Here is a 16822-nt window from a genome sequence, read left to right as displayed (position 1 = left end):
ACAAAACAAAAAGTAAAGAGAAGATATTGGTCGGGACAGTAGGATTTGAACCTACGACCCCCGCCACCCCATGACGGTGCTCTACCAAGCTGAGCCATGCCCCGAAACCAGAAAGCACATTATAGAGTGATTGGAATTTTAATCAAGCATTTCACAAGCAATTAACGCGGCTTACGACCACTTTTGTGCCATTCGTCTTGGTGATTGTCGAAGATAGCGTTTTTGCGTGATCCACCCAATCATTAACAACACCAACATCCCAGTCATCATACTGGCTATCCACAAGGCCAAATTAAAACTGAATGGAATATCCAATACGAAATGACCAATGCCCCAGCTGGCGATTTGAGCAAAAATGGCCGCCAATAGTCCCGCCAACGCGCCCAATAACACAAATTCCATTAACCCTATTTTAATAATCTCTTTTTGAGTTGCGCCAAGGGTCCTTAACAAAAGCCAACTTTGTACACGAGTTTGTTGACTGGCCATGGTGGCGGTAAACAAAACAATCAAGCTCGCCAGCAATGTAAACCCATACAACGCTGTGACCGCCCAACTGGCTTGCTCCATAATGGTCTGCACTTGTGTCAAAATACGTTTGGCATCAATCAACAACACGCCTGGCGCTTGTTGTGCAAGCTGTTGGGTCAACTCGGTTGCTGAAATGGTTTTATCGTTCAAGGTAAAGTTACTGATATATGAGATCGGCAGCGATTTTTGTTTACTGGGTTGTACAATAAAGAAGAAATTTAAACGAAAACTTTGCCATTGCACTCGACGAATCGAATCGACACGATACATTTGTTCCTGCCCAGTAAAACTAAAGGTCAATACATCATTCAACTGTATCCCAAACAGGTCGGCCATGCCCTCTTCAACAGAAACCGTCAAAAGCGCTTTTTGTTCAGCCGTAAGTGACTTGGACCGGCTTTGTTGCACAACGGTATTGTAAGAAGGCAGGGTCGATAACACCGCAATATTGGATTCCCGTTCCAATAATCGTCGTGCACGATCATTTTCTTGTTCGTTAGCCTTAATTGGAGAGTCATTTACCGCCACCAGACGTCCCCTCGCCATCGGAACCAGAGGCGCGTTTATTTGATGACGTGTTAACAATTGGATTACTGTTTGTTTTTGATCCGGTTGGACGTTGACTAGAAACGTATCCGGGGTGTTCTTGGGCAAAGAGGTCTGCCAGTTCTGCATCAAATCTTGACGTACAAACGTCATTAACATCAACACAAACAATACCAGCCCGATTGAAATCAATTGAATTTTAACCAGGCCTGGCTCTTTCGACAAGGCCGCCAACGAAAGTTTCAACCACCCCTTGCTTTTGCCTTGTGAGAGCTGCACGAGCTTCAACAAACCAACCGCAGCAAAATAAAGCACCGTTCCGGTAATAAGCAGGCCTATCAATACCCAAAAAACATAACCTGTCATGGAAACCACCACGGTCAACACCAGCCCCAGACTGATTAACCATTGCTTCATTTTAGGCGCCGAACCCACCGATTTCAGAAGCTGTAACGGAGAGGTTTGCACTGCACTGCGAAACGCTTGCCAAGCAAACCCCCACAACACCAAAAAGCCCATTAAAAAGCCATGCAAATACACCCAACCTGAATCAGCAATCACAAGAGAATTGAAATAAGAATGCAACACAGGAATAACAAATTGAAATAATCCGATACCAAGCAGAACCCCCATTCCACTGCCTAAAATAGCCAACCAACTTAACTGAAACGCAAACAACCGACTCATTTGCGCCCTTTGTGCGCCAAATGCACGCATCAAGGCAATGGAGTTCTGCCAACGTTGTAAATAAAACCGACTGGCAATCAAAATGGATAGTCCGGCAACCATAACCGCCGATAAGGCCGACAACTCTAAAAATAGCCAAGCTGTATCAAGCGATTTGGCCAAATCCTGCGAAGGAGCTTGAGCAGAAAGCGTCTGCAAGTGTGGGTTTTGCGCTTGTTCAACTTGCTGAGCAAAGGCTTTAATGGCCGTCGGCTTTCCTGCAACAGACAGCTCATATTCAATACGACTTCCTGGTCCTTTCAAATCGGTAGTGGCTAACTGTGACAGCGGAATGATCATCTGATAGGCAAAGGCACTCATGCCAATACCACTGCTGATCGGCTGGAACATTCCCGCTACAGAAAAAGTTTGTTTACCTAAGGTCACCTCGCTGCCCTTTGATAAATTCAACATCGGCACCAGATTTTGTTCAACCCAAACCTGGTTCGCACCTGAGACTTTAGGGAAGGAGTTCGTTGGAGAGCGTAAAGGCGTGTTGGCAGAGACAGCTCTTAACTGCACCAGTTGAAACTGACCATCACTTAATGCCATTGTGACCAGGCTTTGGCTCTGAGCGATTTCCAGTTCAAGCTGTTGGGCTTTTTGCACCCATTTAGAATCAATCGGTCGCGAACTGCGAATGACATAATCGGCTCCGAGATTATTAGCCGCTTGCCGAACCATACTTTGTTTGACCGTTTGCCCTAGCTTTTCCACAAAGGTAACGGTTGCGCTGGCAATCACCACCGCCAGTAACAACCAAACCCAATCACCACGCTTTATGCCACGCAAAAACCATTTTGAGGCGGTCAGAGCTTCAATAAAATAAGCATGCTTCATCCGCGTAACTGTCCATTTTGTAAAGACAATGCACGGTCACATTGCTGCGCTAAACGATTATCATGTGTTACCAGGATCAAGGTAGTTTTCAACTCATCATTGAGTTGGAACAAAAGCGTTTGTATTTCTCCCGCAGTGGCTTCATCGAGGTTACCCGTCGGTTCATCGGCAAATAAAATTTTGGGACCTGTCACAAATGCCCGTGCAATCGCCACGCGTTGTTGCTCCCCGCCTGACAACTCTGATGGACGATGAGTCAAACGGTTGGACAGACCGACCCGTTGCAGTGCTTTTCTGGCTTCTTGCTCCGCATTGGGCATTTGAAAAAGCTCCAGCGGCATCAACACATTCTCTAAAGCGGTCATACTCGGCATCAATTGAAAATTCTGAAACACAAATCCGACCGCCATTGCTCTCACTTTGGCACGCTCATCTTCATTTAACTGGCTAAGCGCTTGACCAAGCAATCGGATTTCACCAGAAGAAGGCAATTCCAATCCGGCCATCAGCGCCAATAGAGTGGACTTTCCTGAACCGGAGCGCCCGACAATCGCCAGCTTTTCACCTAGCTGGACAGATAAATCACAGCCCTTTATGATAGACAGCACTTCTTCATCAGATGAGACATGATAATGTACCTTTTCCAAAGTCAAAACAGGCTCATTTTCCAACGATTGATCGACGGATTTATCCGACAAAATGGTAGACAGCGATTCGGTCATAATCAGGTACTCTTAAAAATTTGGGAGCGCTGGCGTCAAAAGATTCTTATTATGTTTCTAACCACGCTCAGTTACTCAAGTGTAACGCAAGCCTATGAAAAACCCAATCTTGCGTCAACCAATTCCGCTCAAAATTTATTAGTCTTGGGCGACAGTTTAAGTGCCGCTTATGGCATGCCGGTCACAAAAGGCTGGGTGGCCTTATTGGCAGACCGACTTCAGTCCAAAAATATCCATGTCATTAACGGCAGCATCAGTGGTGATACAACCTCTGGTGGTAAGAATCGTTTACCCGATCTACTGAAAACGCACCGACCGAACTGGGTGATTGTTGAGCTGGGGGCGAATGACGCCTTACGCGGTCAATCTCTCCAAGCCACACAACGTAACTTACAAACCATCATCGATTTAAGCCGGAAAATAGGCGCCCAAGTTTTATTACTTGGCATCCGGCTGCCGACTAACTATGGGCCGGCTTATGATCAAATGCTACAACACACTTTCAAACGGGTAGCCACTCAAAACCAACTATTATTCGATCCTTTCTTTATAGAAAATGTCGCTCTTGATCCTGATTTAATGCAATCCGACGGGCTGCATCCTAACGCCAAAGCTCAGCCTAAAATATTGGAACGGCTTTGGCCGCTGATTGAGAAACTCATCTCTTCTTCAGGAAAGCAAGCGGCATAATACAATTTAAGCCTTGCTTCCGCCCTGACAAAGTGGAGAAGCGGCTACCGTCGGTTTCTCTTCCCATTCCGAAGGGGAATACGTATGCAACGCCAACGCATGAAATAACGGCATCTCCTCTGCCAATGCCTTGTAAACAGCTTGATGACGTTTCACTTTATTCATCCCCTCGAACGCTGGCGACACCAGAGTAAGCTTAAAATGCGATTCTTGTGCCGGTCCCGAGTGCATATGACTTTCATTTTCCATTTGCATAAATGTAACGTCAAATGCGCCGTTGATTTTGTTTTCGATTTGTTGCTGTAATGACACTTTATGTTTCCTTATTAAAATCTCTTTAATCTATTGGCGTTCAGGCAGAGTATAATATTTTCAAACCGCTTTCTAAACTGAATTAGGAGAGAAGTCATGTCTTTTATTAAATCCTTTGCAATCTTAGCGTTAAGTATGTGGGTATTAAATGCCCAAGCAAGTGCCGATGGTCAGCCAGCACATCAGCTTAAACCGATGCCGGAATTGGCAGATATATCATCTGATCATTTCCCCGGGGATCCGGCTGAACATAAAGCGGTTTATATGTGGAACAAGTCCGATCCTGACTACCAACATCATATTTTGAATTCCATTCAAGCAATGATTCGATTATATGGAAGCAATGTTCAAATTGCGGTGGTTGCCATCGGCCCCGGCATTCACGCCCTGGCTAAAAAACCGCAACGTAAAGTTGAAAAACTCACTTATCAACGTATTGCCAGCTTTGCCAAAGATTATGGCGTGCGCTGGATTGCGTGTGGTAACACGATGAGAACGTTAAATTGGACTGATGCCGACATGCGTCTATTTGCAGAATATTCTGAAGTGGGTGCGGCCGCGCTAGTCGCACTACAAGAAAACGGTTACAAATTGCTGGTTTGGTAATCTAGCCCATAACCGCTTGAAAAACGGCCAGGCCTGGCCGTTTTTTTACTATTACGTTTCTACTTCCTTAATTAAGAACCTTTCGAGGACTGTTGAATTAAAACGTCAATTTTTCGATGCAAATCAGCCACTTCACGTTCTAGTTTTTCGTGATGCGCCATCACTTCGTTGCTTGCCACTTCCTCTTCCAACGCAATCATCTTCTTATGTTCTTCATCTAGCACTTCCACCACGATTCCGATCATCATATTCAAAAAAACAAAAGCCGAGAAGAAAATGAAGGTCAAATAATAAATCCAACTCAAACTATAAACCGCCATGGTTTCATACATGACATCGGTCCAGTCTTCAAACGTTGCAACTCGGAATAGCGTCAATAAAGAAATACCTAAATCGCCCCACAAAGTTGGATTGATTTGCGCAAACAACAGATTACCGATCACGGCATACAAATAGAAAATAATAAACATCAACAAGGCAACATACCCCATGCGAGGCAAAGCGCTGATCAATGCGCTCACCAATACCCTCAACTCAGGGATAAAGGAAATCAAACGCATCACCCGGAATAAACGTAACATACGGGCAATCAACGCATATTGCGAGTCATCCAATGGAATCAAACTCACCACCACGATGGTAAAGTCGAAAATATTCCAGCCTTTTTTAAAGAAATCGACCAACCGGTCTTCGGCGGCCATTCGAATCAGGATTTCAATTAAAAAGAAAACCGTTACTGCATAATCCATCACCCATAAAAACGTCATGACACCTGAGGGCAAATCATAAGTCTTAAGCCCGATCATCAAGGATGATAAGATAATGACAGTGATGACAAACAATTCAAATAACTTGTTATCACGAATATGTTGAAACTTGAACTGGAATTCACTCCACGTCATGTTGATGTCCTTCTGAAAAGATTGTTAACCATTAAATAACGTCATGCGTTGTCATAAATTTTGTCGTATTTTACTGCAAAGAAAATTATTTTAATTGTTAAAATAAAGTTTTTTTATTGCTTGGAAAAAGGTTTTATACGATGCCAAAAATTACAGTATTAGGACAAGGAGAGTGTGAATTTGATGGGCAGTTTTCACTGCTGGATGCGTTAGATGAAGCGGGCTTTGACATGCCATACAGCTGCCGTGGCGGAAACTGCGGCGCTTGTGAAGTCAGACTTTTATCTGGTGACGTGGAGCACATCCAAGATACCGTGTATGAAACGGAAGGAAAGGACATCCTGACTTGCAGCGTCATCCCTTTAACAGATATTGAGATTGAACTGATATAAGCCTTTTGCTAACGAATAATGCCCAGGCCTGAGTATTTTTTTCGGCCATAAAAAAAGCCCGCATCAAGCGGGCTTTTTCTTAGCATGACAAGTCGTAATTACTTGTTTACGATTGCACGGTATTTTTCAACCATTTTAGCTGGTAGTGGGATATATCCATCTTTTACCACGTCTTGCTGACCTTTTTTAGAAAGAACCAAGTTCAAGAACTCTTTCACAACAGGCTCTAAAGGCTTATTCGGTGCTTTGTTAACATAAACGTAAAGTACGCGTGCCAAAGGATACGTTCCATTCAAAGCATTATTAGGTGTTGCTTCAACAAAAGGCTTACCTTCTTTTTTCGTTAGAGGCACCGCTTTAACACCGGCAGTTTTATAACCGATACCAGAATAACCAATCCCGTTTAGAGAAGAAGAAACAGACTGAACAACTGATGCTGAACCTGGTTGCTCATTCACAGAAGACTTGTAGTCCCCTTTACAAAGCGCTTTCTTCTTAAAGTAACCGTAAGTTCCAGAAACTGAGTTACGTCCATAAAGCTGAACAGATTTGTTTTTCCAATCCCCTGTTAAACCAGCTTGGCCCCAAGTTGTAATCGTTTCTTTTGAACCACACTTACGAGTTGAAGAGAAAATGGCATCCACTTGTGGAATTGTCAGTCCTTTGATTGGGTTGTCTTTGTTAACGTAAACTGCTAACGCATCAATTGCAACGCCGATTGCTGTTGGCTTATAACCATGCTTCTTCTCAAACATAGCTGTTTCTTTAGACTTCATTTTACGGCTCATAGGACCAATGTTTGACGTTGACTCCGTTAGAGCTGGAGGTGCAGTAGAAGAACCAGCCGCTTGAATCTGGATGTTCACATTAGGGTAAGTACGCTTGAACTCTTCCGCCCAAAGTGTCATTAGGTTTGCTAAGGTATCAGACCCGACAGAAGATAGGTTTCCAGAAACACCAGAAACTTTCTTGTAATCTGGAATATTAGAATCAACACCAGCGGCAAAAACAGGGTTAGAGACAACTGCTGCAGCTAGTCCCATTGCAATTAATAGATTGCGTTTCATTACTTCGTTCTCCTAAAAATTAGAAATTAGTTATTTTTTGTTGACAGAAAGAATTATGAAGCACGGTCGTAACATCCAAATTAAACAAAAATGACAGTTATATGACATCTCGCACCATATCTTTTTTTGATTTAGCGAAAGAAAATGAACTTTTTTGAAATAAAACCGTTACATAATCACAATCTTAATGCAATTTTTTATACAATTCACGCTTTCCTGAAGCTCAAATAAAAAGAGAAATACTTATGGAATTCCGTGATATCAACGATATAGAAGACGCAACTTCCAAAAGTCGAAAAGAAATGTTTCGCTTTGGTTCCGCACTCCTTTTTATTATTTTAATCATGTTATTTTCTGCCAACCTGCAAATGGGCACAGGGACAGTCAGTGTCGAGTTAGTCATTGCAGCTATGATTGGCGGTTACATGGCGATGAATATCGGCGCCAACGACGTCGCCAACAATGTCGGGCCAGCCGTTGGTTCTAAAGCACTCACCTTAACAGGCGCTATTATCTTAGCCGCCATCTTTGAATCCTCCGGAGCATTGATTGCCGGTGGGGAAGTTATCAGCACCATTAAAAAAGGCATTATTGACCCGGCCCTTATCACGGATAGCCAAACCTTTATCTGGCTAATGATTGCGGCGCTTCTATCAGGGGCCATCTGGTTAAATTTGGCGACGGCAATGGGAGCACCCGTTTCCACAACACACTCTATTGTAGGCGGGGTTCTCGGAGCAGGTGTGGCAGCTGCCGGTTGGAATATTGCTAACTGGGATAAAATGGGCGCCATTGCAGCCAGCTGGGTGATTTCGCCAGTCATCGGGGGGTTGATTGCCGCATTATTTTTATTCTGGATCAAACGTAGCATAACCTATCAGACAGATATGCTGACCGCCGCGAAAAAAATGGTTCCCATACTCGTCGCTATCATGGCTTGGGCCTTTTCAACCTATCTGATTTTAAAAGGGCTTAAAAAAGTCTGGAAAGTCGATTTTTTAACCGCTGCCATCGTCGGATTAGCCATCGCAAGCTTTATTTATTTAGCGGTTCGTCCAATGATTGCTCGACAAGCTGAACACTTAAAAAGCAACAAGTCGGGTGTTAATACGTTATTCACCATTCCGCTAATCTTTGCTGCAGCCTTATTAAGTTTTGCGCACGGCGCGAACGATGTCGCCAATGCGGTTGGGCCTTTGGCGGCCATTAACGATGCCATTCACAGCCATGGGGTGTCTTCTAAAGCAGAAATTCCGTTATGGGTCATGTTGATTGGTGCCATCGGGATCAGTTTAGGGCTGTTACTGTTCGGTCCAAAATTAATTAAAACCGTGGGTTCCGAAATCACTGAGCTGGATCAAATGCGTGCTTTTTCCATTGCCATGGCAGCGGCGATCACAGTGATTATTGCCTCACAACTCGGATTACCAGTAAGTTCGACACATATTGCGGTTGGTGGTATTTTTGGGGTCGGTTTCCTACGAGAGTACCTCAAACGTAACTATGCAAAGACCTTGCAACAAATTCGAGATCATCATGACGGCGCAAACCATGATGAGATTGAACAATATATTGAACGCTTCAGCCAAGCGAGCATTCAGCAAAAGAAACTCATGCTGGCAGAACTCAAACAACATAAAGCCGAAGTAGAACTGAGTAAAAAAGAACGTAAATCTTTAAATAAGGTATATCAAAAAGAGTTGGTCAAACGCTCTGCATTTTTAAAAATTGTCGCCGCTTGGATCATCACCGTACCGGCTTCAGCCATGCTAGCAGCCATCATCTATTTCACCATTCGAGGAATGATGCTTCCGTAATGTGTCAATGATATACGTTTCTTATAAAATACCTAGCTTCGACTAGGTATTTTTTTATCCCGCGACTCACTGTCGGAGTCCTGTAATAGAATCACCGCTCTATTTGGGAAGTCACATCGAAAGACAGACCCTATTCCCAGCTGACTGGTCACGACTAATTTAGCGTGATGCCTTTCCAGAATGTGTTTTACGATGGCAAGACCCAGTCCTGTTCCGCCAGTGTCTCTTGAACGAGCCGTATCCACCCGATAAAAACGCTCAGTTAAACGACTCAAATGCTCTTGCGCGATCCCAATGCCATGGTCTTGCACTTCAAAATGCGCGCCTCTTTTGTCATGATACCAACGCACTTCAATGGATTTATTTTCTGGCGTGTAACGAATGGCATTTGAAATTAAGTTCATAAACACACTTTTTAACGGCTCTTCAAATCCCTTTAAAGCCAAATTCATGTCGACTTTAAAATCAATCGAGTGTCTGCCGTGGCTCATTTGTTCCGCATCAATATGCATTTCCTGCAAAATTTGCGGCACATTCACTTGTTTTTGCTTCCCGGTGATCGTTTCCGACTCCATGGAAGACAGCGTCAACAGGTCATCAATAATGGATTGCATTCGATAAGACTGCTGATGCATCTGCTCCAACGGTTTTTGCCAGGTTGATGAAGGTTCAATACTGTCAATCATGACTTCAAGATAGCCATTCAACACGGTTAATGGCGTCCGTAATTCATGCGAAGCGTTGGCCACGAAATCTCGCCTAATCTGAGCCAAGTTATACAGCTCATGAATATCCTTCACAATCAAAAGTTTATGTTCTTTAAAATATGGAAACAGTTTGATATTAAACACTCTAGGCATTCCGTTTAAGGATTGCAAAATCATCCCTTTGCCATAATGTTTTGATTTTAAATACTGAATAAAATCCGGATGACGAAACAAGGTTTCAATTTTACGCCCGGTATCGCTGTGCTTGAGTTTGAAGATTTTTTTAGCGGACTTATTAAACCACTCAATCTGGTTATATTCATTTAAGGAAATGATCGCATCCGGAATCGTCATGGAAGCGGCTAAGAATTGTTCTGATTTGTAAAATTGTAGGTCTGCGTGCTTTTCAAGCGAACGCTGTTTGCGAGACACTAAGTAACTCAGCTCTCCCCACAAACCGGAACTTGGTGGATAAGGAACTTTAGTTGACCCTTTCATCCACTGTTCAAAGCGTTTGATACTATAAAGTTGGCGGGCAACATAAAAGAGAAAATAGGCTAAAAGGGTGATTGTCCATAAATCGGTTGCCCAGCCAAAGAAAAGAGCAATCCATAAACCTGCCACGATCCAGGTTAGTTCTCTAGAAATTCCTTTCGACACTGACGCTAACGCTCCTTAATCGACGGAGAAACGGTAGCCAGCTCCCCTGACGGTTTGAATATAATCCGCAGCTCCGACCGGATCTAATAGCTTTCTTAAACGTCGGATATGAACATCAACCGTTCTTTCCTCTACAACGACATTTTCACCCCAAACCTGATCCAGTAACTGAACCCGTGTATAAACGCGGTTTGAATGCGTCATAAAGAACTGCATTAATTTAAATTCTGTCGGCCCCAGTTTAACTTCTTCATCATTCACTGTAAAACGATAGCTGGACAGGTCCAGTTTAAGTGGCCCGGTTTTAATCAAATCTAAGGTGCTTTTTTCAGGAGATTGGCGCCGTAATAAAGCTTTCACTCGTGCGACCAGCGCTCTTGGAGAAAAGGGTTTAACCACATAATCATCTGCGCCAGACTCAAAGCCTTGCACTTGATCATTTTCTTCTCCTCGTGCAGTCAGCATAATAATGGGCGTGGTGGCTGTTTGATCATTTTGACGAATTCGCTGTGCCAAAGAGATTCCTGACACACCAGGAAGCATCCAGTCTAATAATACACAGTCGGGTTGATGCTCAAGCAGCAATTTCCAGCCTTGCTCTGCATTTGGTGCCTCAATGACTTTATAGTTTGCAGCGGTTAAGGTGAAACTTAACATGTCACGAATCGCTGCCTCATCTTCCACAACTAAAATGCATTGCTCAGCCATACTGGATTATCCTTTCGGTGACTCTAATGTTTTTAATAGTTCATTCAACCGAGCTTCATCCAGGTTTCTAACATCATCACCTTGAACCAGATACAAAATACTTTCAACAATATTTCTGGCATGATCTGAAACGCGCTCGGCCGCTCTTAATGCAATAATCATTTCCATTAAACATTCGATTTTATCCGGGGATGTTTTTAATGACTCTTTAAGATCTTTTTCTATTTTTTTGAAGATATCATCAATCACTTCTTCCTCTCGAATGACTTTACCAACGCCATCGGTTGACACTCTGGCGAAAGAATCCAATGTCATTTTAAGCATCACACTTGAACGGTTTGAAATATCAACCAACTCAGGATAGCCTTGGATATCTGAACATTTCACGCCATCATGCTTACCGAAAACAAGAACCATTTTGGCAAGCTTCACCACTTCATCGCCCATTCTTTCAAGGTCAATCGCGATACGAATCGCAGCCAATATCAAACGTAAATCAGATGCAGTAGGTTGCTGGCGAGCCAGTACTTTGGCGCACAAACGGTCAATTTCCATTTCCGCTTGATTGATTGCTTTGTCAAACGAAATCACTTCCTGTGCTTTATCAATGTCTGAGCTGCCCAAAGACTGAAGCGCATTTTCAAGTTGGCGTTCAACCATCCCACCCATTTCTAGAATGTGGTTGAATAAATCTTCCAGATTTCGATTCAGCATTTCAGAAATATGTGTGCTAAATTCTTGCTTATCCATGCGTAAACTCCTTACTTATTGTTATTTTAACCCAATAAAAAGACTAGCCGTAACGACCAGAGATATAATCTTCGGTGCGTTTAACTTGAGGGTTCGTAAAGAGTGAATCCGTATCGGTATACTCTATTAAGTCTCCCATATACATAAATGCGGTATAGTCCGAAACCCTTGCTGCTTGTTGCATATTATGCGTCACAATCAAAATTGTAAAATCTTTCTTTAATTCAAAGATAAGTTCTTCAATGGCCAATGTCGAAATTGGATCCAATGCAGAAGTTGGCTCATCCAGTAACAACACTTCCGGCTTGATGGCAATAGCACGAGCAATACACAAACGCTGTTGTTGTCCGCCAGAAAGTCCCAATGCATTTTCATCCAAACGATCTTTGGCTTCTTCCCAAAGCCCTGCACCTTTCAATGCCCACTCTACCGTCTCATCTAACACATTTTTATCATTAATACCCTGTAAGCGTAAACCATAACAAACGTTTTCATAAATAGACTTAGGAAACGGGTTTGGTTTCTGAAACACCATACCCACACGACGTCTTAACGCTGCCACATCCATTTCTTTGGCATACATATTTTCACCATGCAGTAGCATTTCTCCCTCTACGCTGACAATGTCAATCAAATCATTCATTCGATTAAAACAACGCAATAAGGTCGATTTACCACACCCAGATGGCCCAATAAAAGCGGTGACACGGTTTTGCGGTAGCTTCATCGTAATATTGTGTAAGGCTTGCTTTGATCCATAATATAGATTCCAGTTCTTAACGACAATGGCGGTTTGCTCACTGTCCAAAGTCATTCCACGGTGGTGACGATCAATCGCAATACTCATATTTTGTTCGCTCATAACAAAATTCCTATTTCTTAAATTCTATTTTCAATAAATTTTTAATGGCTCAAAGCTTAATTATCCAAGGCTTTGTATTTCTCTCTTAACTTATTACGAATGGTAATCGCCCCTAAATTCAAGCCGACAATGATTAATACCAATAATAATGATGTGGCATACACTAAAGGCTGAGAAGCTTCAACATTGGGACTCTGGAAGCCTACATCATAAATATGAAAACCAAGGTGCATAAATTTTCTATCCAAATGCACAAATGGAGCATTCAAATCAATAGGCAGCTCAGGCGCTAATTTCACCACTCCGACTAACATCAACGGGGCCACTTCCCCCGCTGCACGAGCAACTGCCAGAATCAACCCTGTCATAATTGCAGGCATCGACATAGGAAGCACAATTTTCATAATGGTTTCTGATTTGGTCGCACCCAAGGCCAGACCACCTTCTCTTAAAGCTCTTGGAATACGAGAAAGCCCTTCCTGCGTTGAGACAATAACCACAGGCAAAGTCAACAAAGCCATAGTCAAAGAGGCCCACAACAAGGCAGGGGTCCCAAAGGTTGGGCTTGGCAAAGCATAACTATAGAAGAGTTCATCAATTGACCCCCCTATAATATAAACAAAGAATCCCAACCCAAAGATACCAAATACAATAGAGGGCACTCCTGCAAGGTTATTGATGGAAATTCTAACCGTTCTCAAGACCAATCCGTTTCTGGCATATTCGCTCATATAAATGGCGGCGATGACGCCCATTGGGGTGACAAAGATTGCCATCAGAATCACCATCGTAATGGTCCCGATTATTGCTGGAAAAACCCCACCTTCGGTATTCGCTTCACGCGGTTCATCCAATAAAAAGTGTCCAATCGAGTCAAAGAAAAAACCAACTTTTTCACTCAACGCCATATTATTGGGTTGCCAGAAGCGCACAATCGATTTAATAGGCACATGAATGACTTTTCCACCCGCAATATCAAGCGTAACTTCACCTAAATCTTTTGATTCTTTATACAGTTTTTTTAAGGACGCTTGATGCGATTCAAACTTAGCATTAAGCTCTTTACGCTTTTCATCAAGCTCTCGTGCCTTTTCATCTGAATATGAGCCTTTCGCCTCTAAGCGTTTTTGTTCTAAACGCAGTTGTTCCAGTTCATAGTTAATCCCTCCTAGAACAACTTTTTCAATATGATTAATTTCAGCATTAATAGCTTGTCCATCATCCACAAGCTTTTGCATTTTTGGAAGAACATTTTCTCCTGTTGCGAGGACTTTCCCATCTTGTTTAATAGAGGCTAACTGCCCATACACATTTCCCCACTCATATCGTTCGACAACCGTCACATCATCGGCTAACACATCTTGGCGTCCAACGATTTGTGCGGTATTGATCCAACGGAAATCGATCCCATAAACATCTCTGTTCCCAACCTTAACCAAGAACTGAGGAATTTTCTTAATCCCATCTTTATAAGATTTATCCTGGAATTCTTTTAGTTTGGTGTCATGTAGCTCGCCGACAACCTGCTCAATTTTGCCATTGTCTGTCTTTACTTCATATTCATACACTTCATGGGGCCAAAAATGTACCAACCCACGAAATGAAATCATTAACAACAACCCAATCACCAATACAACACTGATACTGACAGTTGACGCACTAAACCAAACCCAATGCTCGCCTTTTTTAAACCACTCTTTCATGTCAATATCCTTTATAAAGATCCATACTTACGACGCATACGCTCACGCACTACTTCCGCCAGCGTATTGAAGACAAATGTGAAGATAAACAAAATCAATCCCGATAAGAACAACACTCGATAGTGCGAGCTGTAAACTTCTGCTTCAGGCATTTCAACAGCCAAGTTGGCAGACAAAGTTCTCATCCCTTGGAAAATATTCACATCCATCAATGGTGTGTTACCGGAAGCCATTAAGACAATCATCGTTTCACCGATACCACGCCCGAACCCAAGCATAATCGCGGAGAAAATACCGGGACTTGCCGTTGGCAAAACCACACCAACTAAGGTTTGCCAACCACTTGCTCCTAACGCTAGCGACCCATTCACCAAGTAGCTTGGTACATTGTAGATAGCATCTTCTGCCACTGAGAAAATGGTTGGAATCAGCGCAAACCCCATGGCAAAACCAATAACCAAAGCATTACGTTGATCGAAGTCAATACCTGCACTGTAGGTCAACCAGTGGCGCATGTCACCATGAAAGAATGTATTTTCTATAGGTGAACTTAAGGATAAGGCAACCCACCCCAAAAAGATCACCACGGGAATCATTAAAATGGCACGTTTTCCTGTCGGAACCAGTAAGCGCAATGGCTCTGGAAGCTTGGACCAACCGAACCCAAAGAGCATGACGCCAAGCGGTACGACAACCACAATAGCAAAGAATCCGGCAAGGTTCGCCTCCATATACGGCGCCAGCCAAAGCCCTGCCAAAAACCCTAAAATAACCGTCGGAAGTGCTTCAATCAATTCAATGGCTGGTTTAACAACTTGACGGGTTTTATTATCCATAAAAAACGCTGTATAAATGGCGGCCAAAACGGCGATCGGCACCGCAAACAACATCGAATACAACGCGGCTTTAATCGTACCGAAAGTCAAAGGAACCATTGAAAACTTAGGTTCAAAATCGGCACTGGCAGACGATGACTGCCAAGTATATGAAGGCTCTTCATATCCTTCATACCAGACTTTACCCCATAAGCTTGAAAACGAGACGTCTGGGTGTTCATTTTCAATATCATAAGTAACGATTTTGCCATCTGCGGTTTCCACCAGGGCACCGTTCGCTCTTTGCGCGATTAAGATATAATTCAAGCCTGATGATAATTGTTCAGAAGCTAAATGACGTTCAGACGTGGCATTATATAAATTGATTTGATTTGATTGATCGAGCGTTACAAAACCTTTACGGTTATGCTCTATCGCAATGTAGGTGACAGGTTTACTGGAAACGTTGAAGCTGCGAATCGATTCTAATTGAAAGTTATTGTTTTCATCTCTTACCGGAAACCACTGCAAAACCCGCCCCTTGTTGGTACCCACCATCAAGGAATAATCCCCTAATAAAAAATGAAGTGATGAAATGGTCTCGTCTCCAGTGACCAAATTCACTTTTTGTAACAATTCTGGGTTTGAAATATCACCAATATTAAAATAAAGAGCCGCGCCATTATTTGAAACCAGATAAAGGTTTCGCATATTACCGCCCAGCATCAACCAATTTGTGTTTAGGTTATTAGAGACAGTGCCTGAGGCATACTCTTCAAGCGTCACACCTTCGGTCAGCATTGATTCGATTTTATCAAATTGCTTCAAGTGGATAGTGTTATCGCCTTCGACTTGATAAGCCAGTACCAACTGAGAATCATTGACTCGTGCAGCGACTTTTTTAATCGCCGTATCCCCGAGTTCAAGCGGGTCTTCACCATAAGGAAAGGTTAGAGAAGGCGTAATGGTTCGAACATTATTTGGATAAGACACTTCGTAATCATATTTTGCAAACAGTACTGTTCCATCCGACAACCCAAATGCAATAATTTTATTAGGATTATTGACGGTAGCAAAACTGGTCACTTTTTGTCCGCTCAATGGCAAATCGGATTCAGCTAGGACATGGCCATCACGGGCGTCAAACCCAATCATCTTGCCCGATTGAGTAATCCGCATAGCGGTTTCTTTATACTCATCCATCCCATAAAACAGCGTCTTTTCTTCTGCACTGCCGGGCAAATCATACTCGGAGTGTTTATCAACGGTCGCGGTCATGAACAAGGGTGCCACCACGTACACCAAAAAAACCATAATCAGTAAAACAGACAAAATAACACCGACGCCGCCCACTGAAATACTCGACGCCCACCCTTTATCAATCAGGTTTCTTCGCTTGATACGTTTTTCAAATTTAGGCCCTTTTAAAGCCTTATCCAATGCTTCTTGCGCTTCCTGATTCATCG

General features: G+C 43.0%; 15 protein-coding genes and 1 tRNA gene. 4 read left to right on the top strand and 12 right to left on the bottom strand.

Features of this window, described 5'->3' with window-relative positions:
- Window positions 1-27: 27 nt before the first annotated feature.
- The 3 genes from GHNINEIG_RS02895 to GHNINEIG_RS02885 all read right to left on the bottom strand — a co-directional run bounded on the left by GHNINEIG_RS02895 (window position 28) and on the right by GHNINEIG_RS02885 (window position 3365).
- Window positions 28-104 (bottom strand) — tRNA-Pro (locus tag GHNINEIG_RS02895).
- A 67-nt stretch (window positions 105-171) separates the two neighbouring features.
- On the bottom strand, window positions 172-2643 hold the full coding sequence (locus GHNINEIG_RS02890; RefSeq protein WP_135795255.1) for an ABC transporter permease: 2472 nt from the start codon (window positions 2641-2643) through the stop codon (window positions 172-174).
- Complete coding sequence (locus GHNINEIG_RS02885) at window positions 2640-3365, bottom strand: ABC transporter ATP-binding protein (RefSeq protein ID WP_223260922.1); 726 nt, start codon at window positions 3363-3365, stop codon at window positions 2640-2642. The genes GHNINEIG_RS02890 and GHNINEIG_RS02885 overlap by 4 nt, the downstream gene beginning before the upstream one ends.
- A gap of 51 nt (window positions 3366-3416) precedes the next feature.
- Between GHNINEIG_RS02885 and GHNINEIG_RS02880 the strand changes: the two genes are divergently transcribed.
- Window positions 3417-4055 carry an arylesterase gene (locus GHNINEIG_RS02880; RefSeq protein ID WP_135795254.1) on the top strand — a complete coding sequence of 213 codons (639 nt, stop codon included), beginning with the start codon at window positions 3417-3419 and terminating at the stop codon, window positions 4053-4055.
- Between the two features lie 6 nt (window positions 4056-4061).
- On the opposite strand, the gene GHNINEIG_RS02875 is transcribed toward GHNINEIG_RS02880, so the two are convergent.
- Complete coding sequence (locus GHNINEIG_RS02875) at window positions 4062-4367, bottom strand: BolA family protein (protein WP_135795253.1); 306 nt, start codon at window positions 4365-4367, stop codon at window positions 4062-4064.
- 96 nt (window positions 4368-4463) lie between these two features.
- Between GHNINEIG_RS02875 and GHNINEIG_RS02870 the strand changes: the two genes are divergently transcribed.
- Window positions 4464-4973, top strand: coding sequence for a DsrE family protein (locus GHNINEIG_RS02870; protein ID WP_135795252.1), 510 nt, complete (start codon window positions 4464-4466; stop codon window positions 4971-4973).
- 71 nt (window positions 4974-5044) lie between these two features.
- On the opposite strand, the gene GHNINEIG_RS02865 is transcribed toward GHNINEIG_RS02870, so the two are convergent.
- Window positions 5045-5875, bottom strand: a complete 831-nt coding sequence (locus GHNINEIG_RS02865) for an ion transporter (protein WP_135795251.1) — start codon at window positions 5873-5875, stop codon at window positions 5045-5047.
- Between the two features lie 140 nt (window positions 5876-6015).
- Here GHNINEIG_RS02865 and GHNINEIG_RS02860 point away from each other — a divergent pair, with 140 nt between their 5' ends.
- Complete coding sequence (locus tag GHNINEIG_RS02860; RefSeq protein ID WP_135795250.1) at window positions 6016-6267, top strand: 2Fe-2S iron-sulfur cluster-binding protein; 252 nt, start codon at window positions 6016-6018, stop codon at window positions 6265-6267.
- Window positions 6268-6365: 98 nt separating this feature from the next.
- Here GHNINEIG_RS02860 and GHNINEIG_RS02855 read toward each other — a convergent pair whose 3' ends face one another.
- On the bottom strand, window positions 6366-7334 hold the full coding sequence (locus tag GHNINEIG_RS02855) for a PstS family phosphate ABC transporter substrate-binding protein (protein ID WP_135795249.1): 969 nt from the start codon (window positions 7332-7334) through the stop codon (window positions 6366-6368).
- A gap of 245 nt (window positions 7335-7579) precedes the next feature.
- On the opposite strand from GHNINEIG_RS02855, the gene GHNINEIG_RS02850 reads away from it, so the two are divergent.
- Window positions 7580-9151: an inorganic phosphate transporter gene (locus tag GHNINEIG_RS02850; RefSeq protein WP_135795248.1), complete on the top strand. Its 1572-nt coding sequence runs from the start codon at window positions 7580-7582 to the stop codon at window positions 9149-9151.
- A gap of 32 nt (window positions 9152-9183) precedes the next feature.
- On the opposite strand, the gene phoR is transcribed toward GHNINEIG_RS02850, so the two are convergent.
- From phoR to GHNINEIG_RS02820, 6 genes are read right to left on the bottom strand one after another with little or no spacing between them, the layout of a single operon-like run.
- Window positions 9184-10518: a phosphate regulon sensor histidine kinase PhoR gene (phoR, locus tag GHNINEIG_RS02845; RefSeq protein WP_135795247.1), complete on the bottom strand. Its 1335-nt coding sequence runs from the start codon at window positions 10516-10518 to the stop codon at window positions 9184-9186.
- A gap of 15 nt (window positions 10519-10533) precedes the next feature.
- Window positions 10534-11226 (bottom strand): phosphate regulon transcriptional regulator PhoB, encoded by a 693-nt coding sequence (gene phoB / locus GHNINEIG_RS02840; RefSeq protein WP_135795246.1) that lies wholly within the window; start codon window positions 11224-11226, stop codon window positions 10534-10536.
- Window positions 11227-11232: 6 nt separating this feature from the next.
- A complete protein-coding gene (phoU, locus tag GHNINEIG_RS02835; protein WP_135795245.1) occupies window positions 11233-11976 on the bottom strand; it encodes a phosphate signaling complex protein PhoU in 744 nt (247 codons plus the stop codon).
- Between the two features lie 43 nt (window positions 11977-12019).
- On the bottom strand, window positions 12020-12838 hold the full coding sequence (pstB, locus tag GHNINEIG_RS02830; RefSeq protein WP_011369960.1) for a phosphate ABC transporter ATP-binding protein PstB: 819 nt from the start codon (window positions 12836-12838) through the stop codon (window positions 12020-12022).
- 56 nt (window positions 12839-12894) lie between these two features.
- Window positions 12895-14541 (bottom strand): phosphate ABC transporter permease PstA, encoded by a 1647-nt coding sequence (gene pstA, locus GHNINEIG_RS02825; protein WP_135795244.1) that lies wholly within the window; start codon window positions 14539-14541, stop codon window positions 12895-12897.
- A gap of 11 nt (window positions 14542-14552) precedes the next feature.
- The gene (locus GHNINEIG_RS02820) at window positions 14553-16820 is read right to left on the bottom strand and encodes an ABC transporter permease subunit (protein WP_135795243.1); all 2268 of its coding nucleotides are present in this window, start codon (window positions 16818-16820) and stop codon (window positions 14553-14555) included.
- Window positions 16821-16822: the final 2 nt, after the last annotated feature.

Source organism: Hydrogenovibrio crunogenus, assembly GCF_004786015.1.
In the GTDB taxonomy this organism is placed as follows: domain Bacteria; phylum Pseudomonadota; class Gammaproteobacteria; order Thiomicrospirales; family Thiomicrospiraceae; genus Hydrogenovibrio; species Hydrogenovibrio crunogenus.
This window is presented reverse-complemented; position numbering and strand designations above follow the sequence as displayed.